At 69.3% G+C, this 18,391-nt stretch carries 21 protein-coding genes and 2 tRNA genes; 8 read left to right on the top strand and 15 right to left on the bottom strand.

Annotated elements, in window-relative coordinates; all coding sequences use genetic code 11:
- The first annotated feature begins 53 nt into the window (after positions 1 to 53).
- Positions 54 to 1,118 (top strand): trans-sulfuration enzyme family protein, encoded by a 1,065-nt coding sequence (locus ACN8HC_RS12090; RefSeq protein WP_490075089.1) that lies wholly within the window; start codon positions 54 to 56, stop codon positions 1,116 to 1,118.
- On the opposite strand, the gene ACN8HC_RS12085 is transcribed toward ACN8HC_RS12090, so the two are convergent.
- Complete coding sequence (locus ACN8HC_RS12085; protein ID WP_490075088.1) at positions 1,119 to 1,700, bottom strand: TIGR03086 family metal-binding protein; 582 nt, start codon at positions 1,698 to 1,700, stop codon at positions 1,119 to 1,121.
- A 51-nt stretch (positions 1,701 to 1,751) separates the two neighbouring features.
- Between ACN8HC_RS12085 and ACN8HC_RS12080 the strand changes: the two genes are divergently transcribed.
- Positions 1,752 to 2,210 carry a MarR family winged helix-turn-helix transcriptional regulator gene (locus ACN8HC_RS12080; RefSeq protein ID WP_490075087.1) on the top strand — a complete coding sequence of 153 codons (459 nt, stop codon included), beginning with the start codon at positions 1,752 to 1,754 and terminating at the stop codon, positions 2,208 to 2,210.
- A 13-nt stretch (positions 2,211 to 2,223) separates the two neighbouring features.
- Here ACN8HC_RS12080 and ACN8HC_RS12075 read toward each other — a convergent pair whose 3' ends face one another.
- Positions 2,224 to 3,225 (bottom strand): NAD(P)H-dependent glycerol-3-phosphate dehydrogenase, encoded by a 1,002-nt coding sequence (locus ACN8HC_RS12075; RefSeq protein WP_490075086.1) that lies wholly within the window; start codon positions 3,223 to 3,225, stop codon positions 2,224 to 2,226.
- Positions 3,222 to 3,998, bottom strand: coding sequence for a lysophospholipid acyltransferase family protein (locus ACN8HC_RS12070; RefSeq protein WP_490075085.1), 777 nt, complete (start codon positions 3,996 to 3,998; stop codon positions 3,222 to 3,224). Before ACN8HC_RS12070 ends, ACN8HC_RS12075 begins: the two co-directional genes overlap by 4 nt.
- A 161-nt stretch (positions 3,999 to 4,159) precedes the next feature.
- Here ACN8HC_RS12070 and cofC point away from each other — a divergent pair, with 161 nt between their 5' ends.
- Both cofC and ACN8HC_RS12060 read left to right on the top strand, forming a co-directional pair.
- Positions 4,160 to 4,789, top strand: coding sequence for a 2-phospho-L-lactate guanylyltransferase (gene cofC, locus ACN8HC_RS12065; RefSeq protein ID WP_490075084.1), 630 nt, complete (start codon positions 4,160 to 4,162; stop codon positions 4,787 to 4,789).
- A gap of 10 nt (positions 4,790 to 4,799) precedes the next feature.
- A complete protein-coding gene (locus ACN8HC_RS12060; protein ID WP_490075083.1) occupies positions 4,800 to 5,012 on the top strand; it encodes a hypothetical protein in 213 nt (70 codons plus the stop codon).
- Positions 5,013 to 5,110: 98 nt separating this feature from the next.
- Here the strand turns inward: ACN8HC_RS12060 and ACN8HC_RS12055 are convergent, their stop codons facing one another.
- The 3 genes from ACN8HC_RS12055 to leuC form a co-directional block, all read right to left on the bottom strand.
- Positions 5,111 to 5,683, bottom strand: a complete 573-nt coding sequence (locus ACN8HC_RS12055; RefSeq protein ID WP_490075082.1) for an HU family DNA-binding protein — start codon at positions 5,681 to 5,683, stop codon at positions 5,111 to 5,113.
- Positions 5,684 to 6,000: 317 nt separating this feature from the next.
- Complete coding sequence (leuD, locus tag ACN8HC_RS12050; protein WP_490075081.1) at positions 6,001 to 6,594, bottom strand: 3-isopropylmalate dehydratase small subunit; 594 nt, start codon at positions 6,592 to 6,594, stop codon at positions 6,001 to 6,003.
- Positions 6,595 to 6,625: 31 nt separating this feature from the next.
- Positions 6,626 to 8,029 (bottom strand): 3-isopropylmalate dehydratase large subunit, encoded by a 1,404-nt coding sequence (gene leuC, locus ACN8HC_RS12045; protein ID WP_490075080.1) that lies wholly within the window; start codon positions 8,027 to 8,029, stop codon positions 6,626 to 6,628.
- 132 nt (positions 8,030 to 8,161) lie between these two features.
- Here leuC and ACN8HC_RS12040 point away from each other — a divergent pair, with 132 nt between their 5' ends.
- Positions 8,162 to 8,908 (top strand): IclR family transcriptional regulator, encoded by a 747-nt coding sequence (locus ACN8HC_RS12040; protein ID WP_490075079.1) that lies wholly within the window; start codon positions 8,162 to 8,164, stop codon positions 8,906 to 8,908.
- Positions 8,909 to 8,912: 4 nt separating this feature from the next.
- Here the strand turns inward: ACN8HC_RS12040 and ACN8HC_RS12035 are convergent, their stop codons facing one another.
- The 7 genes from ACN8HC_RS12035 to clpS form a co-directional block, all read right to left on the bottom strand.
- Positions 8,913 to 9,479 (bottom strand): histone deacetylase, encoded by a 567-nt coding sequence (locus ACN8HC_RS12035; RefSeq protein WP_490075078.1) that lies wholly within the window; start codon positions 9,477 to 9,479, stop codon positions 8,913 to 8,915.
- A gap of 57 nt (positions 9,480 to 9,536) precedes the next feature.
- Positions 9,537 to 9,609, bottom strand: a tRNA-Glu gene (locus ACN8HC_RS12030).
- Positions 9,610 to 9,669: 60 nt separating this feature from the next.
- A tRNA-Gln gene (locus ACN8HC_RS12025) sits at positions 9,670 to 9,744 on the bottom strand.
- A gap of 60 nt (positions 9,745 to 9,804) precedes the next feature.
- Positions 9,805 to 10,566, bottom strand: a complete 762-nt coding sequence (locus ACN8HC_RS12020; RefSeq protein WP_490075077.1) for an HAD family hydrolase — start codon at positions 10,564 to 10,566, stop codon at positions 9,805 to 9,807.
- A 19-nt stretch (positions 10,567 to 10,585) separates the two neighbouring features.
- Complete coding sequence (gltX, locus tag ACN8HC_RS12015; protein WP_490075076.1) at positions 10,586 to 12,109, bottom strand: glutamate--tRNA ligase; 1,524 nt, start codon at positions 12,107 to 12,109, stop codon at positions 10,586 to 10,588.
- Positions 12,110 to 12,127: 18 nt separating this feature from the next.
- Entirely contained in the window at positions 12,128 to 12,712 is a 585-nt protein-coding gene (locus tag ACN8HC_RS12010) for a DUF2017 domain-containing protein (protein ID WP_490075075.1), read from the bottom strand.
- 5 nt (positions 12,713 to 12,717) lie between these two features.
- Positions 12,718 to 13,020, bottom strand: a complete 303-nt coding sequence (gene clpS / locus ACN8HC_RS12005) for an ATP-dependent Clp protease adapter ClpS (protein ID WP_490075074.1) — start codon at positions 13,018 to 13,020, stop codon at positions 12,718 to 12,720.
- Positions 13,021 to 13,078: 58 nt separating this feature from the next.
- On the opposite strand from clpS, the gene ACN8HC_RS12000 reads away from it, so the two are divergent.
- The 3 genes from ACN8HC_RS12000 to ACN8HC_RS11990 are packed head-to-tail and all read left to right on the top strand — an operon-like array spanning position 13,079 to position 15,542.
- Positions 13,079 to 14,425, top strand: a complete 1,347-nt coding sequence (locus ACN8HC_RS12000; RefSeq protein WP_490075073.1) for a nicotinate phosphoribosyltransferase — start codon at positions 13,079 to 13,081, stop codon at positions 14,423 to 14,425.
- A complete protein-coding gene (locus ACN8HC_RS11995) occupies positions 14,422 to 14,958 on the top strand; it encodes a GNAT family N-acetyltransferase (RefSeq protein ID WP_490075072.1) in 537 nt (178 codons plus the stop codon). Before ACN8HC_RS12000 ends, ACN8HC_RS11995 begins: the two co-directional genes overlap by 4 nt.
- A complete protein-coding gene (locus ACN8HC_RS11990; protein WP_490075071.1) occupies positions 14,955 to 15,542 on the top strand; it encodes an isochorismatase family protein in 588 nt (195 codons plus the stop codon). Before ACN8HC_RS11995 ends, ACN8HC_RS11990 begins: the two co-directional genes overlap by 4 nt.
- Here ACN8HC_RS11990 and ACN8HC_RS11985 read toward each other — a convergent pair.
- Together ACN8HC_RS11985 and ACN8HC_RS11980 are read right to left on the bottom strand one after the other, a co-directional pair.
- Positions 15,523 to 16,389 (bottom strand): EamA family transporter, encoded by an 867-nt coding sequence (locus ACN8HC_RS11985; RefSeq protein ID WP_490075070.1) that lies wholly within the window; start codon positions 16,387 to 16,389, stop codon positions 15,523 to 15,525. The genes ACN8HC_RS11990 and ACN8HC_RS11985 overlap by 20 nt on opposite strands.
- Positions 16,390 to 16,517: 128 nt before the next feature.
- Positions 16,518 to 18,350, bottom strand: a complete 1,833-nt coding sequence (locus ACN8HC_RS11980; RefSeq protein WP_490075069.1) for a bifunctional metallophosphatase/5'-nucleotidase — start codon at positions 18,348 to 18,350, stop codon at positions 16,518 to 16,520.
- Between the last annotated feature and the right edge of the window lie 41 nt (positions 18,351 to 18,391).

Below are 18,391 nucleotides of genomic sequence, written 5' to 3'. Positions count from 1 at the left end.
CAACGGGATGGACGCCCGCGCTTCGTCGGCGGTCGGCGTGCCAAGCTGAGCCCATGCATGACGCCAGCTACTCCCCCGCCACCCGTCTGGTCGCGCTCGGCCGGCCGACCCGCACCGCCGGTGCGCCCGCCGGCCCCGGCATCGAGCTCAGTTCGACGTATGTCGCGGGAGAGGGTCCGACCTACGGCCGCTTCGGCAACCGCACGTGGTCGACGTTCGAGGAGGTGCTCGGCGACCTCGAGGGCGGCAGGGCACTCGCGTTCGGCAGCGGTATGGCGGCGATCAGCGCCTGCCTGCTCCTCGCGCCGCCCGGCGGCACGGTGGTGCTGCCCCAGCACGTCTACAACGGGACCACGACGTTGCTCGACGAGTTGGCCGCGGCCGGACGGCTGGACGCACGCCGGGTGGATCCGACCGACACCGCAGCGACGGTCGCGGCGCTCGACGGGGCCGACCTGGTCTGGCTGGAGTCGCCGACCAACCCGATGCTCGAGGTCTGCGACCTGCCGGTCGTGCTCGGCGCGGCGCGCGAACACGGCGTGCTGTCCGTCGTGGACAACACCTTCAACACACCACTGCTGTCCCGGCCGCTGGAGTTCGGGGCCGACGTGGTGGTGCACTCCGTGACCAAGTACCTCGCCGGCCACTCCGATGTCGTGCTCGGGGCGACCATCACCGCCGACGATGCGCTCCACGACCGGCTGCACAACCACCGGACGTTGCGCGGCGCGATCCCCGGCCCGCACGAGACGTGGCTGGCGCTGCGCGGGATGCGCACCCTGCAGCTGCGTCTGGACCGTGCCTGCGCCAGCGCGGCCGAGCTCGCGGTCCGGCTGTCGGAGCACGAGGCGGTCAGCCAGGTGCGTTACCCCGGATTCGGCGCCATCGTGTGCCTGGAGCCGGCCGGCGGCCGCGATGCCGCCGAGCAGCTCGAGCAGCGGGTTCGATTGTGGCTGCCGGCAACCAGTCTGGGTGGCGTCGAATCCTCCCTGGAGCGTCGCCGCCGTCATCCCGGCGAGCCGGACAGCGTGCCGGAGGACCTGGTGCGGCTCTCCGTCGGGATCGAGGACGTCGAGGACCTCTGGGGCGACCTCGACGCGGCCTTGCGCGGTCGCTGATCAGGCTCGGTCCCACCGCGCGCCGGCTCCGGCCGCTCGGCCCAGCAGCCGGAGCGCCGTGACCCAGTCGTCGTCGCCGGCGGCCTCCAGCGGCACGGCGAACGCCGGGGACCCTCCTTCCGGACGCACGGCGATCCGGCGGGCCGAGGCCACGATGTCGGACACGACGGCGTCGGCCGGCCGGTAGGTCTCGCCGAGCGCGCTACCGACGTCCCACCCGTGGACCGCAGTGTCCAGCAGCTGCATGCCGAGCACCGTCGCGACGGGCAGCCGGCCGAAGCCGGCCAGCCGGATCACCCCGTCGACCGAAGCGTTCTCGAATGCGCTGAACAGCGCAGCTGTCGAGCGACGCCACTCCGGCTCGAGCCGGTCGATGGTGACCGTCTCGCGCTCGAACGCACCGGCCGGAGCATCCCCGGTCGCGACGGCCTGCGCGAAGCCGTCCTGCTGACCGAGCTGATGGGCGAGCAACCGGCGCAGGTCCCACCCGGCGCAGGGAGTCGGGAGCTCCAGCTCGAATTCGGTGATCCGCGCCACCATGGCGCCGAGATCCTCGGCGGTATGTCGCAGCAACGTCAACATGTGCAGATCATATACGTCAGTAGACGATATGCCAATGTCTATCCTTGGGGAATGCCAGAACGTCCGGAACTCGGCTTCCTGCTCAACCGGCTGCTCCACGCGGTGATCGACGGGGAGCTCCCGATCCTGCAGCGGCATGGCCTGGACATGTGGGACTACGTCGTGCTGGCCGCTCTGGGCGAGGGCGCGGCGCCGACGCAGTCCGAGTTGTCGGCCGCCACCGGTCGTGACAAGACCCGGCTGATCGGCAACCTCGACCGGCTGGCCGAGGCCGGACTGATCCGACGGGACCCGGACCCGCAGGACCGCCGCAACCGCATCGTGGCGCTGACGGGAAAGGGCTCGACCGTGCTGCGCAGCTGCCGGCGCGAGATCGCGCAGCTGGAGGGCGAGCTGCTGTCCGGCCTCACTGCGTCCGATCGACGGGCCTTCGAACGGTCCCTGGTCCGCCTGGAGGCCTCGCTGCCGGAGTCCAGGAGATCACTGCCGAGTTCGCGGCGATCCGGCTGACTGCGCCGCAGACTCAGCTGCCTTCGTGCTTGCGAGCGCGGGACATCAGCGCGCCCACGACGTCCTTCGGATCGCGGCCCTCGTGCACGACGGCCGCGACGTTCTCCACGATGGGCACGTCGACGTCGACGCCCTGCGCGAGCTGCAGGATCGACTCGCACGACTTCACGCCCTCGGCCGTCTGCTTGGTGCTCTCGATGACCTCGGCGAGCGACATACCGCGGCCCAGCCGATAACCGAAGGTGCGGTTGCGGGACAGCGGGGACGCACATGTGGCCACCAGATCGCCGACCCCTGCCAGCCCCAGGAAGGTCTGCGGATCGGCGCCCAACGCCGTTCCCAGACGGGCGGTCTCGGCCAGGCCGCGGGTGAGCAGGCTGGCCATGGTGTTGTCGCCCATGCCCATGCCGGACGCCATGCCGACGGCGAGCGCGATGACGTTCTTCGTCGCGCCGGCGATCTCGGTGCCGACGACGTCGGTGCCCAGATAGGGCCGGAAGTATGACGTGGCGCTCGCCTCGGCGACCTTGGCGCGCACGCGCGGGCTGGTCGCCGCCACGACGGCGGCCGCGGGTTGCCGCGCGGCGATCTCCGGTGCGAGGTTCGGACCGGAGACGACCACGATGCGGTCCGGGTCCACCTCGCCGGCTTCGGCGATGACCTGACTCATGCGTTCGCCGGTGCCCAGCTCGATGCCCTTCATCAGGGACACGACCGGCGCATCCGAGGGCAGCAGCTGCCGCCAGGCGGAGAGGTTGCCGCGCAGCGTCTGGGACGGCACTGCCAGCACCACGATCTCGGCGCCGTCGAGGGCTTCCGCGTATGACGTCGTCGCGGAGATCGTATCCGGCAGCGGTCGATCGGGCAGGTAGCCGGAGTTGAGGTGCGTCGTGTTGATCTCGTCGACGACTTCCGCGCGCCGCGCCCACAGGCGCACGGTGCAACCGGCATCGGCCATGATCGCGGCGTAGGCAGTGCCCCAGTTGCCCCCGCCGAGCATCGCGACCCGCGTCATTTGACGTCCTTGTTCGGTGCCATGCCGTCGCGGTGCCCGCTGCCGCGTGCCCACGGCTGCGTGCGCGGGTCGAAACGTGTTGCCGGCGCCTGCTCGTGCCGGATGCCTTCGAGCAGCCGGGTGATCTCGTCCATCAACCGCACGGTGGCGATGCGCAGCTTCTGCGCGTCGAGCGGACCGCCGCGCAGGTCGTCGAGGTCGATCGCCGGCCCCGACGCGACGTGGATCAGCTTGCGGGGGAAGAGCTTCGGCAGCTTGTCCCGGTAGGGCCACATCATGTCGCGCGTCCCCCAGATGGCCAGCGGCACGAGCGGGACTCCACTTTCCAGCGCCAGCCGGGCGGCTCCGGACTTGCCGACCATCGGCCAGAAGTCCGGCTCCCGGGTGATCGTGCCCTCGGGGTAGACACAGACACAGGCGCCACGCTCGAGCGCCGCGGTGGCGGCCGACAAGGCGGACGTCGCGCGGGAGGTGCCCCGATAGACCGGGATCTGGCCGGTGCCGTGCAGGATCTGCCGGACCACCGGCGGCTTGAACAGCGAGGACTTGGCCAGGTAGTGCGGCGCACGACCGGCCGCCACCAGGTAGTGCGCCAGCGGGAAGTGGTCCATGTTGGAGATGTGGTTGGAGGCCGCGACGAAACCGCCCTCGCGCGGAATGTTCTCCATCCCGGTCCAGTCACGAAGCGTGATGCGCTGCAGCACCGGGTAGAGCGTCGTGATCACCTTGGAGTACATCGGTTCGACGTTCTCGCTCATCGGGGGGCGCGACACGAGTGCTTGCTCCTAACCTGGCGTCTGCACGGGCAGCCCCGTCCGCCCGTGCAGGCGGGGGCGGGACCACCCTCGATCCTTGGTATCTAATCCCACCGCGCACCCGCGGCGGAAGTGAACCGCCGCGTCGAGTGCGTCGCGGTGTCTGAGAGCATCATCTCGTGGAGTCCGCAGTCACCTCGACCTGGCATGTGATAGTTCCGGTCAAGCACAGTGCGAACGGCAAGTCCCGATTGCGTGCACCGGACGGCGTACGCCGACAGGACCTGGCCCTCGCGATCGCGCTGGACACCCTCGGCGCCGTCGTGCGCGTCGTGCCGGCTCCGCAGGTCCTCGTCGTGACGGCGGACCCGGAAATCCGTTTGCAGATGCAGGATCTCGGCGCCGTGATCGTGGACGATCCCGGCCGCGGACTCAACTCGGCGGTCGCTGCGGGCATCGACGCCGCCAGCGTGCGTGCTCCGCGCAGCCCTGCCGCCGTTCTGCTCGGCGACCTGCCCGCACTCACTCCGGAAGAGCTCTCCGACGGCCTCGCGGCGTGCGCCGCCGTCGAGGCGGCGGTCGTGCCCGATCACGAGGGCACCGGCACAGTGCTGATCAGCCATCACGACGCGTCGCGACTCGTTCCACGGTTCGGCACGGGCTCTGCGGCCCGCCATGCCCGTTCGGCGACGGTGCTCGAGCTGGACCTGCCTCGGCTGCGCACCGACGTCGACGACGACGAGTCGTTGGACCGGGCGATCGAGCTCGGCGTCGGCCCGTGGACCAGGCGCCTCGTCTCGGCGCCCTAGAGTTGAGGGCATGCAGGCAACCGTTCATACCTTCGATGAGGCAACCGGGTCCGGGACGGTGCTGACCGACAACGGCCGGCTCCTCACCGTGGACGCCGCGACGTTCATCGCGTCCCAGCTGCGTCATCTGCGGCTGGGTCAACGGGTCAGCATCGAAGTGGGCCGCAGCGGCGTGAGTCGACTCTGGATCGAAGGCATCGGCGCCGGCCAGCGGATCCGCTGAACCCGCAGGGCAGCACAGGCCGCACACCCTCCCCCGGAACAGCACGACGGCCCACCCCGTCGTGCACGGGATGGGCCGTCGCCCAGGAGGATCGGAGCTCAGCGACGCGCGCTGCGCTTCGCCGCGGTCTTCTTCGTGGTGGCCTTCTTGGCCGTCGTCTTCGCCGCGGTTGACTTCGTCGCCGTCGTCTTCTTCGCCGCGGCCTTGGTCGGCGTCGCCTTCTTGGCGGTCGTCTTCTTCGCTGCTGCCTTTGCCGGTGTGGCCTTCGTGGCCGCGGTCTTCTTGGTGGTGGCCTTCTTGGCGGTCGTCTTCTTCGCGGCAGTCTTTGCCGGAGCTGCGGCCGCCGCGATGCTGCTCGACGCGCGGCCACCGGCGTTGCCGGTCTTGGGCAGCGAGCGCGGGTTGGCGACGACATTCTTGAATGCCGTGCCCGGCTTGAACTTCGGGACCGAGGTCTTCTTGATCTTCACGGTCGTCCCGGTGCGCGGGTTGCGTCCGGTGCGGGCGGCGCGCGAGATCTTCTCGAACGTGCCGAAGCCGGTGATGCCGACCTTGTTGCCCTTGGCGACCTCGCGGATGATGGCGTCCACGACGGCCTCCAGAGCCTCGCTCGCAGCCTTCTTGCTGCCGAGCCGGGTCTCCAGGCTCTCGATGAGCTCTGCCTTGTTCATGGGTCTTATCCCCTTCGGGTGGTGCCGGCGTTCGACCGGGCGTCCGATTGCGTGTCCTCAAGCTGACGCTCGATTGAGACAAGACGGTATGCCCACCACGCCGACTCGGCAACCTGCAACGCCGCCCTATTTGCCCGTGGCACAACAGCTTTGGCCGGTCTGAGAGCATGGCAGGTCCAGGTCGGAGAATTCCTCCGAGGCGGGCAAAATGCACCACACCACGTCCCTCCCAGATGTCAAATCTTTTGTAGAACAACGCAATTCGCGCGGGCGACCCGTGATGGGTCACCCGCGCGACGAGGCTGTCGGGCGTGGACTCAGGCAGTCCTGGCGGACGGCTTCCAGCTCGGCCGGGACGACTCGAAATTCGTGATTTCATCCGCGTGTCGCAGGGTCAGACTGATGTCGTCGAGCCCTTCGAGCAGCCGCCAGCGGATGTAGTCGTCGACCTGGAAGCCGAAGACGTGCTCGCCGGCGGTGACCGTCCGTTGCTCGAGGTCCACGGTCACCTGGGTGCCGGGCTCGTTCTCGAGCAACTTCCACAACAGCTCGATGTCCTCCTGACGCAGCTGGGCGGCGAGCAGCCCTGCCTTCCCGGCGTTTCCGCGGAAGATGTCGGCGAAGCGCGACGAAAGGACCACCCGGAAGCCGTAGTCCATCAGCGCCCACACGGCGTGCTCTCGCGAGGAGCCGGTCCCGAAATCAGGACCGGCGACGAGCACCGAACCCGACGAGTAGGCGGGGTTGTTCAGCACGAACGTCTCGTCACCGCGCCATGCGGCGAAGAGTCCGTCCTCGAAGCCGGTTCGGGTGACCCGCTTGAGGTAGACCGCCGGGATGATCTGGTCGGTGTCGACATTGCTGCGCCGCAACGGAACTCCGACACCGGTGTGCTGGGTGAACTTCTCCATGAGCTTCTCCTTGTGCAGTCTTGTCGTCAGCTCACGCCGAGTGGGTCAGGTCGGACGGGCTGGACAACGTGCCGCGCACGGCGGTGGCTGCCGCGACCAGCGGACTGACCAGATGCGTGCGACCGCCTTTGCCTTGCCGCCCTTCGAAATTCCGGTTGGAGGTCGACGCGCTGCGCTCGCCGGCCGACAGCTGGTCCGGGTTCATGCCGAGGCACATCGAGCAGCCGGCGAGCCGCCACTCGGCGCCCGCCTCCGCAAACACCTTGTCCAGGCCCTCCGCCTCCGCCTGCAGGCGGACCTTCGCCGAACCCGGGACGACCAGCATCCGCACGCCCTTGGCGACCTTGCGTCCCTTGATGACCGACGCGGCAGCGCGCAGGTCCTCGATCCGACCGTTGGTGCAGGAGCCGAGGAACACCGTGTCCACCGAGATCTCGCGCAGTGGCGTGCCCGGCGTCAGGCCCATGTATTCGATGGCTCGCTGTGCGGCGGCCTTCTCGTTCTCGCCCGAGAACGCTTCCGGGTCGGGCACGTTCGCGGACAGCGGCAGACCCTGGCCCGGGTTGGTTCCCCAGGTCACGAACGGCGTCAGCCGGCTCGCGTCGAGGTCCACCTCGGCGTCGAAGACCGCGTCGTCGTCCGTGACGAGTTCGGACCATGCTGCGACCGCGGCATCCCAGTCGGCTCCGGTCGGCGCGTGGTCGCGGCCCTTGAGGTAGTCGAAGGTGGTCTGGTCGGGGGCCACCATGCCGGCGCGGGCACCGGCCTCGATCGACATGTTGCACATGGTCATTCGCGCTTCCATGGACATGTTGCGCACGGCCGAGCCGCGGTATTCCAGCACGTAGCCCTGGCCACCGCCGGTGCCGATCTTGGCGATGACCGCCAGGATGATGTCCTTGGACGTGACGCCGTCGGGCAGCTCACCCTCGATGTTGATCGCCATGGTCTTGAACGGGTTCAGCGGCAGCGTCTGGGTCGCGAGCACGTGCTCGACCTCGCTGGTGCCGATGCCGAAGGACAAGGCGCCGAACGCTCCATGGGTCGAGGTGTGGCTGTCGCCGCAAACGATCGTCATACCGGGCTGGGTGAGACCGAGTTGCGGACCGATGATGTGCACGATGCCCTGCTCCGCGTCGCCCATCGGGAAGAGCTGGACCCCGAACTCGGCGCAGTTGGCGCGCAGGGTGTCGACCTGGGTCTTGCTCACCGGGTCCGAGATCGGGCCGGGCGTGGTCGGCACGTTGTGGTCCTCGGTGGCCACCGTGAGGTCCGGGCGCCGGACCGGGCGGCCGGCGAGCCGCAGACCGTCGAACGCCTGCGGGCTGGTGACCTCGTGCACGAGATGGAGGTCGATGTAGAGCAGATCCGGCTCGCCGTCCGCGCGCCGCACGACGTGCTGTTCCCAAAGCTTCTGTGCCAACGTGCTTCCCACGCCGGACCCTCCTTCATCGAACCTGCCCCCGAGAGCCTCGTTGCCCCGGTTTGCCATGCCACTGACAAAGCCTGAACCGCAATTTCCGGCTCAGGACTTGCGTCTCGCGGGCTGAGACGGCAGTATCAGTGCATGGACAACTCTAGCGGAGTCGGCGTTCTGGACAAGGCCGCCGTGGTTCTTTCCGCCCTCGAAGCGGGCCCGTCAACCCTCGCCCAGCTGGTCGCCCACACCGGCCTGGCCCGGCCGACGGCACACCGGCTCGCCGTCGCGCTCGAGCACCATCGGCTGGTCGCGCGCGACATGCAGGGACGCTTCATCCTCGGCCCCCGCCTGGCCGAGCTGGCCTCCGCGGCGGGCGAGGACCGCCTGCTCGCAGCGGCAGGACCGGTGCTCGGCGCACTGCGCGACCACTGCGGCGAGAGCGCACAGCTCTACCGCCGGCAGGGCGACCAGCGCATCTGTGTCGCCGCCGCCGACCGTCCGATGGGCCTGCGTGACTCGATCCCGGTCGGCGCGACCCTGACCATGCAGGCGGGCTCCGCGGCACAGGTGCTGCTCGCCTGGGAGGATCCGGACCGGCTGCACCGTGGCCTGCACGGCGCGAAGTTCACCGCGACCATGCTGTCGGCGGTTCGACGCCGCGGCTGGGCGCAGAGCGTGAGCGAGCGGGAGCAGGGCGTGGCATCGGTCTCGGCGCCGGTGCGCGGTCCGTCCGGCCGGGTCATCGCCGCCGTGTCGATCTCCGGTCCCATCGAGCGCGTGTCCCGGCAGCCGGGCCGCCTGCACGCCGGCACCGTCGTCGCGGGCGCCAACAAGCTGACCGAGGTCCTCGCCCGGGCCCACGCCGCAACCCAGCGCCGCGGCGAGTCCGCCTGACCGCTCAGGGGGCTGAGAGGCCGGCGACGTGAGCCGCGGCCGCAGCTGGGCTGAGCCCGTGCGTCGCGACCAGGCCGCGCTCGATCGTGGCCGCGTAGGCAGCCGCCGGCGGATTGGCCGTCGGCGCGCTCCCTGCGAAGGTGAAGGTCAGCACCGGTTCGGCGTCGAGCGATCCGACCCGCAGGATCCGGTCGTAGTGGCCGCCGGCACCGAGCCAGCTGCCCTGCTCGGCGACCTCGGCCACGGGCACCGCCGCCCCCGGCGGACGGTGGCACTCCTGCGACCACACGTCGGCGAACTGCTCCACCGTGAGCCGGTATGCCGTGGCGTATGACGGGCCCGGTGCGGCGGGGTCGTAGAACGCCATACCGCCGCCCCAGACCTGCGACGCCGCACCGAAGAACACCCGTCCCGGGAGCGAGGTCGGCCGCCGGTCGCTCGGTGCAGCGGTGTTCCGGCAGCCGGCGTAGGTTCGCAGCGCTCCCTCGGGACGCCCGCCGTTCAGATAACGGTCGAAGCGCTCCGGCGACAGGTTGGACCCGTATGCGGCATACCAGACGTGCGAAGGCATCACCCGATCATGACAAAGCGCCCGAGTCCGGTCGAGACTCGGGCGCTGTGTCATCGGTGACCCCAGCGGGATTCGAACCCGCGTTACCGCCGTGAGAGGGCGACGTACTAGGCCGCTATACGATGGGGCCGCGGCTGGAAGAACCTTACCGGTTAAGGTGCGATTCCACCGAATCGGCGAATTTCGCCGATGGCTGGGGTACCAGGACTCGAACCTAGACTAACTGAACCAGAATCAGTCGTGCTGCCAATTACACCATACCCCAAGGGGGTATCACTTCGTCGGCGACACAAGGCCGTTCGACGAGGTGAACCGAGGTGAGACCTTACCCGGTCGGAGCCGCTGCACCCAAATCGAGGAGCTCGAGACCGGCCGCTCCGACCCGTAGCTCCGCCAACGAGGTGATCACCGGCACATCGACGGTTTCGCCGACGCCGTCGACGCCGCCCCGGCGCAGCCAGACCGGCCGCAGGCCGGCACCCTGCGCGCCCTCGATGTCGGGCAGCCACTCGTCGCCGATGTATGCCGTCTCGGCGGGCGTGGCGCCGAGTTGCCGGCAGGCATGCCGGAAGACCCTCGGATCGGGCTTGCCGAAACCGCACGTGTCGCGTGTGACCACCACGGCGAACCGGTCGGTCAGCTCGTTGGCCAGCAGCTTCGGGGTCGTCGCGGCTTCCGAGGAGTTGGTGAGCGCACCGACCAGCAGAGCGGCCGCGCGGCACGCGTCCAGGAAGGGCAGGACGTCGTCATACCTGCGCTGATGCCGGAGGAACTCGGGCCGAAAGGTGTCCTCGAACATCGCGGTCGCACCGGACGGCAGCTCCAGGCCGTGGTGGGCGGCAACTTCCGCCAGCCGGGAGGAGCGCATCTGGGCGAAGTCCAGCTCGCCGGCCGTGTAACGCACGAAGTAGCCGCCCGGGTCGTGCCGGAAGCGCACACCGGCCGCACGGTGCCACGTCTCGCTCTGACCGGGCCAGACAGCGGCGACGGCGGCCGTCGCCGCGGCATACATCGCGGACGTGGTGTCCAGCAGCGTGTCGTCGACGTCCAGCAGCACCGCGCGCACCGGCAGCCGAACGGCGTTCACCGGCCGCGGGATTCGCGCCTCAGAGCGACGCACGCAGCGCCTCGAGCCGGCGCATGGTCGACTCCTTGCCGAGGATCTCCATCGACTCGAAGAGCGGCGGCGAGATCCGTTGACCCGACACTGCGGTGCGGATCGGGCCGAACGCGAGCCGCGGCTTGATCCCGAGCCCGTCCACGATGGCCGCGCGGAGGGCCTCCTCGAGCCGGGTCGCCGTCCACTCGCGACCACTGCCGTCCGGGTTGCCGACGGCGCCGCTGATCGGCTCGAGCGCCGCGATGGCGGCGTCCAGGACCTGGGGAGCACTCTCCTTCAACTGCTTTCGGGCGTCCTCGGCGATCTCCAACTGGTCGTCGGCGACGTAGAACGGCGCGACGAGCGGTGCGGCCTCGGACAGCAGGTTGATGCGGGTCTGGATCAGCGGCACGATCGCGTTCAGCCGGCCGAGCTGCGGCAGCGAGGCCGGTTGCGGCAGCGCGCCGTCCCGCTGGAGCACCGGCAGCAGCCGCTGCGCGAGATCCTGCTCGGACAGCTGCCGGATGTAGTGCCCGTTGAGCCAGTTGAGCTTGTCCAGGTTGAAGACCGCGCCCGCCGGGTTGATCTTGTGCCAGTCGAAGTGCTTGCTGAACTCTGCGAAGCTGAACGTCTCCCGCTCCGACCCGTCGTCCTCGATGATCGGCGGGTGCCCTTGCAGCGCAAGGAAGTTGACCAGCGCCTCGGGCAGGTAGCCCTGCTCCTGGAACCACGTGAGCTTGGCCCACGGGCTCTTGCGCTTGGAGATCTTGGCCTTCTTCTCGTCCCGCAGCAGCGGGATGTGCGCGAACTGCGGGGTCTCCCAGCCGAGCCACCGGTAGAGCAGGATGTGCTTCGGCGTGGACGAGATCCACTCCTGCCCGCGCACGACGTGGGTGATCTCCATGAGGTGGTCGTCGACCACCACGGCGAGGTGGTATGTCGGGAAGCCGTCCGCCTTCAGGATCACCTGGTCGTCCGGCTTCGGCGCCTTCGTCGGACCCATGATCAGGTCGTCGAACTGCAGCGGGACGTCGTCCGGGATCAGCATCCGCACGACCGGCGTCTCGGTGAAGCCGGGCAGCTGCGCCCGCTCCTCCTTGGTCTTGCCCAGGCACATCCGGTCGTAGCCGGTCGGCTGCTTGGTCTTCTGCTGGATCTCCCGCATCTCGGTCAGCCGTTCGCTGGAACACCAGCAGTAGTAGGCGTGTCCGTCGGCGATCAGCTGCTCGACATACGGCCGGTAGGTCCCCAGCCGCTCCGACTGCTTGTAGGGCGCGAACGGGCCGCCCTTGTCCGGGCCCTCGTCCCAGTCGAGACCCAGCCAGTGCAGCGTGTCGTAGAGCTGCTGCTCGCTGTCCGCCTGGAACCTGTTCCGGTCGGTGTCCTCGATGCGCAGGATGAAGCTGCCACCCTGCTGGCGCGCGAAGGCGAGGTCGAAGATCGAGACGTATGCCGTGCCGACGTGCGGGTCACCGGTGGGCGACGGCGCGACACGGAGGCGGGGCTTGCGGACGGAGGTGGGCTCACTCATGATGCCCCGATCGTATTGCTACGGGAGCAGGGCCCCCGCTAGGGACTCCTGCATCCAGGTGAGGAAGTCGTAGTAGAGGCCGATCACCAACCGCGGGTCCTGCGAGCCGTCCGCGGCGGCCTCGGCCAGCGCCTGTTGCAACCGCTCGCTGTCCTCGTCCGTGCGCAGTTCGAGACGCTCGCCGAGCGCGAGCCGGACGTCCGCCAGGCCCACCAGCAGCGCCTGCGCCTGCCCGAGATCCAGTTCGAGCTTGTTGCGCGCGGCCGGCTGGTCCAGTGCCTCGATCGCCGTGCTGAGGTTGGCAACCTTGCGTTGACGCAACCCGTGCTCGGTGAGTGCGCGGTATTCGGCAGCCACCTCCGGGTCGCCCCGATGGCCGTCCGGCAGCAGGCGCGCGAGCGCCGGGTCCCGGTCGGCCAGCTCCTGCGGGTCCTGCACCGAGCCGAGACCCGCGAGCAGGTCCTCGACCGGGTCACCGGTGCTGACGCCGCTCGGCGCCAGGAGTTGCCTGGTCTGGTCGAGCAGCTCGCGCACGATCGCCCGCTCGTTGCCGTCGAGGCGAGCGACGATCCGGGACCCCTTGCGCTTGAACGCGGTAGCCATCGGCCTCAGGAGTCCTTCTCGAAAGTGGCCCAGAGTCCATAGCCCTGCATCGCCTCGGTGTCGGTCTCCATCCGCTCCCGGGGCCCGGAGGAGACGACGGCCCGGCCCTCCCGGTGGACGGTCATCATCAGCTTCTCGGCCTTCGCACGGGAGTAGCCGAAGTAGTTCTGGAAGACCCACGAGACATAGGACATCAGGTTGACCGGGTCGTTCCAGACGATGGTGACCCACGGCTGATCGGTCTGCTCCACCGCGTCGACGTCGAGGTCGACGTCGGGCGAGGCATGCTCCGGGGGCGCAACAGACACGATGTCAACGATAGGCAAGGGACACAGCCGGTCGCGAGGCTGCCCTACAGTGACGCACGTGACGACATCCGCTGGCGCGTCCACCGCGCTGCTGACCGACCACTACGAGCTGACGATGCTCAGTGCCGCGCTCCGGGACGGCACCGCCGGACGGCGCAGCGTCTTCGAGGCATTCGCCCGCCGGTTGCCCGACGGCCGCCGCTACGGCGTCGTCGGGGGCACCGGCCGCCTGCTCGACGCGCTGGCCGAGTTCCGCTTCGGCGATGCCGAGCTGGCCTTCCTCCGCGAGCGCAACGTCGTGGACGAACCGACCCTCGAGTGGCTCTCGTCATACCGCTTCACCGGCAACATCTGGGGGTATGCCGAGGGCGAGGTCTACTTCCCCGGCTCCCCCATGCTCATCGTCGAGGCCAGCTTCGCCGAGGCCGTCGTCCTGGAGACGCTGGTGCTCTCGATCCTCAACCACGACACCGCGATCGCGTCCGCGGCGAGCCGGATGACCGCCGCCGCGGAGGACCGGCCGTGCATCGAGATGGGCTCACGCCGCACCCACGAGGAGGCGGCCATCGCCGCCGCGCGTGCGGCATACATCGCGGGCTTCAGCACCACCTCCAACCTCGAGGCAGGGCGGCGGTACGGCGTGCCGACGACCGGCACTTCCGCGCACGCGTTCACCCTGCTGCACGACGACGAGCGGGCGGCGTTCCAGTCGCAGGTCGACACGTTCGGCAGCGACACGACCCTGCTCGTCGACACCTACGACGTGACCACGGCGGTGCAACTGGCCATCGAGATCGCCGGCCCGCAGCTGGGCGCGGTCCGGCTCGACTCCGGTGACCTGCTGCAGCAGGCGCGCGAGGTCCGCGAGCAACTGGACTCGCTGGGGGCGACCGGCACGAAGATCGTCGTCACGTCCGATCTGGACGAGTTCGCGATCGCCGCACTGCAGGCCGGGCCGGTCGACGGCTACGGCGTCGGCACCCAGCTGGTCACCGGATCCGGAGCTCCTACAGCCGGATTGGTCTACAAGCTGGTCGCCCGGGAGGATTCCTCCAGCGAGCTCCAGGGGGTCGCGAAGAAGAGCAAGGACAAGATGTCGATCGGCGGTCGCAAGTACGCGCTGCGCCGGCGCAACCCGCACGGCGTCGCCGAGGCGGAGGTGATCGGCATCGGTGTCGCGCCGGCCGACCTCTCGACGGGGCTCACGGCACGCTCGAATGACCGACCGCTGCTGATCTCGCTCGTCGAGCACGGCGAGCGGGTCTGCACCACGTCCCTGGACGACGCGCGCGAGCACCACAAGACTGCTCGAGCAGAGCTGCCACCGACCGCGCGGCAGATGTCACGCGGTGAGCCGGTCATTCCGACGCTCTACCAGCGTGCGGAGAAGGAGAGGATGCCATGACGAGCATCGAGCTGCTCGACGGCGACGCAGCAGAGCCCTATGCCGACCGCATTTTCGCGCTCTACGACGAGGTGTTCGGCCGGTTCCCGGACAAGGCGGACTGGCGAGCGCAGCTCTTCGACCGGGACCGGGTCCGCCCCGGCTACCGGCTGGCGCTGGCACTGGACGGCGATCGGGTGCTCGGCTTCGCCTGGGGCTATCGCGGCAGCCGCGGCCAGCAGTGGCCGGACCTGGTCGCGCGCAGCCTCCCGGAGCTGCCCGGCGAGTGGATGCGCGACCACTTCGAACTCGTGGAGCTGGCGGTCGACGCGAGTGCACGCCGGCAGGGCATCGGCGGCCGGTTGCACGACGCCCTGCTGGACGGCCTCACCGGCCGTGCCCTGCTCGGCACCACGCTGGCGACCGACGACCCGGCCCTGTGCCTCTACCAGGACCGCGGCTGGAGCACGCTCGGGCATCTCGCCGGCAACCGGCAGGTCATGGGCGCCTACCTGCCACTGCCCGCACCGAGGCTGCACGGAGACCCGGCATGAGCCGAGCACTGGTCATCGTCGACGTCCAGAACGACTTCTGTGAGGGCGGCTCGCTCGCCGTCACCGGTGGGATCGCGGTCGCGGAGCGGATCGCCTCGTATGCCGGGGAGCATTCCGGCGACTACGAGCAGGTCGTCGCCACTGCCGACTGGCACATCGATCCGGGCAACCACTGGTCGGACGCTCCCGACTTCGTGCACAGTTGGCCGGTGCACTGCGAGGTCGGCACGCCCGGCGCCGACTTCCGGTCCGAGGTGCAGCCGGTCATCGCGCAGGCCGCGGCGGTCTTCCGGAAAGGCCAGTACCAAGCGGCATACAGCGGTTTCGAGGGCGCCACCGAAGAAGGCACCGCACTCGGCGACTGGCTGCACGAGCACCGGATCGACGAGGTCGACGTGGTCGGCATCGCGACCGACTACTGCGTGCGCGCGACCGCGCTGGACGCCGCGACATCCGGCTTCCGGACCCGAGTGCTGGTCGACCTCACCGCCGGCGTCGCCCCGGAGTCGACAACGCGCGCGCTGGACGAGCTGCGAGCCGCCGGTGTGGCGATCGGCAAGGCGTTCACAACGCCAGCGCAATGAGCACCACGCCGACCGCGATCCCGCAGGCGCTGACCAGGCGCTGGCGGATCCGCGGCTCGTCGAGTGTGATCCCGGCCAGCACCACACCGAAGAGCACACTCATCTCTCGCAGCGGTGAGACGTAGCTGACGTAGGTTCGAGTCAGCGCATAGAGCGAGAATCCGTACCCGCCCGCAGCGAGCACGCCACACCCGACGACACGCCTCCAGTGCCCCCTGAACAGCGCGGCGGCGCGCTCCCGGCCGCCGGACCTGGTGACCACCGGCGCGAACATCAGCAGCGCGGTGAGACCCTCGGACCAAGCGAGGTAGCTGATCGCCGACACGTACGAGACACCCACCTTGTCGACCAGGCTGTAGCAGCCGATCACCGCTCCGGTCATGAGCGGCCACAACCAACGGCGGAGGTCTCCGCTCGCCCGATCCACGCGACGATCCCCCGACCACATCAGCGAGCCGATGGCGAGGCTCACCACGACGACACCGACCAGGCCGAGCGGCGCGGGACGCTCACCGAGCACCACGATGCCGAGCAACGTCGCCACCACCGGGCCGGTGGCCCGAGTCGCCGGGTACGCCAGCGAGAAGTCGAGTACCTCGTAGGCGCGGGCCAGCCCGACGACGTAGCCGCACTGCAGACCGGCCCGCAGCGGGATCACCAGGGCGAGCGGCCACCACCGGTGCGGCGGGTGCAGCACGGCCCAGGGCAGCGCCAACAGGGCCATCACCGCACTCAGCGAGGCAAGGAAGAGGCGGCGGTGAATCTGCAGGGAGCCGGCGAGCAGGTTCCACCCGGCGTGGCACAGCGCCGCGACCACCATGACGGCCGCCACGAGGTGCAGACTCATGAGCGGCCGTCCGGTGATCGATCGTCGGGTGAGGTGTCGTCACCACGATGGCACCGATCACCCCTGGCGGCACAGCGCGCTTGTGGCTATCGACCGGATAGCGGCAACCGACGGGCCGCGCCCGCCGGTTACGAGATGATGACCGGTGCGCTGCCCGACACCAGCTGCCAGTCGATCGTGTGGAACTTCGACGGATCGATCACCTTGTTGGCCGTCACCCAGTCGATGATCATCTGGCGAATCTCGCGCTGCTCGTTGTAGACGACCGGCGCCGTCGTGACGTCCGGGAAGCCGCCACCGCCGGACTGGCGGTAGTTGTTGATCGCGATGATGAAGCTGTCCTCACCGCTGACCGGCTTGCCGTCATACGCCAGGTTCTTGATCCGGTTCCCGGGTGCGACCGTGACGTCGATGTCGTAGGTGAGCCGAGCGTCGAGGCCGCCCATGACGTCGTAGTTGTAGTCCGGCGTGCCGTTCGGCGCGGTCGCGGTCACCGCGTTCGTCAGATCGTCGATCGAGAAGGGCCCGCTGCCCGACACCTGCTTGAAGTACTCCGCGGACTTCTCCAGGTAGGCCTTGACCTGCGTGCCGGTGAACTTGATGCCCAGCAGCGTGTTGTCGTAGATGTAGAGTCCCGCGACATCGCGCACGGTGACGTCGCCCTTCGGGATGATCGCCGTCCGGCTGAACGGCGCCGCGATCGACAACACGGGCGTGTTCGCGTCCGGCGTGCCCGCGAGCGCCGCCTTGACCGCTTCGGCCTGCACCTGGTTGATCAGGTCGACTGCAGCGGCGTCCTCGACGACCGCGCGGGCACCGCTCATGTCCTCCAGGCAGGCGCCGATCACGCTGTTGACGTAGGTGCGCACCTTCTCGTGAGCGTCGTACAGTAACGCGGCGATCTTCGGGTCCTCGGGCGCGGTGTTCGAGTTGAGCAGGGTCGATGCCGAGCTCACGACCTCCCATTGACCCCGGTTCTTGCGCAGGTTCAGGTCCATCACGGTGACCCGCTCCCCGAAGCACAGCGGCTCGGACAGGAGGACCTGCTTGCCGGTCTGCGCGTTCTTCACGAAGCGCTGCGGGATCTCGACGTGCGCGTGTCCGACCAGGATCGCGTCGATGTCCGGGACTTCTTGTGCCAGAAGCGTGCTGGCGTTCTCCGGCCACGGCAGAGCATCGCCGTATGACGAGGAGGTGTCAGCACCGGAGTGGCAGGAGACCACGATGACGTCGGCCCCGGCGCGCTTCACCTGAGGCACGACGATCTTGGCCTGCTCGACGATGCCGTTCATCGTGATCCGGCCCTCGACGTTCGCCTTGTCCCAGATCGCGATGCCAGGAGTGACCAGGCCGACGATGCCGACGGTGACCGGCTTGCTCCCGGGCACGTGCACGGTCTTCATCGTGTATGACGGAAAGGCGGGCTTCCCGGTCTTCCAGTCCAGCGCGTTCGCTCCGAGCAGCGGGTGGTGCAACTGGCTCTGGAAGGTCCGCAGCAGGTCCATCCCGTAGTTGAACTCGTGGTTGCCGAGCGCGGCCGCGTCATACCCGATCGCGTTCATTGCCACGGCCATCGGATGCATCACGGTCTTGCTGATGGGCGTGATCTTGGCGAAGTAGTAGGCGAGCGGCGTGCCCTGGATGGTGTCTCCGGCGTCGAGCGTGATGCAGCTGTCCGCGCCGCGCTCCTCGCGCACCGCCTGGATCAGGGTGGCGCACTTGGCGGCGCCGACGTCGTTGTGTGTGGCGTCGTCGTACTCCGCGTCACGGAAGTAGTCCCAGTTGTAGACGTGACCGTGCAGGTCGGTGGTGCCCAGCACGGTGAGACGCAGCTCGTGCGCGTTGTCCGTGGCGGCCGCGGCAGCGGGCGCCTTGGCGACGCCGACGACACCGGCGCCCCCGACCATGGTCATGGCCAGCAACTGGCGGCGGGTGGCTGCGTTCTTGACGACAGGGTGCATGAAGGCTCCTTCGGGTGACAAGCACCGTGCGGCGGGGTGTT

The sequence above is a fragment of the Flexivirga sp. YIM B11880 genome, from assembly GCF_058148645.1.
This window is presented reverse-complemented; position numbering and strand designations above follow the sequence as displayed.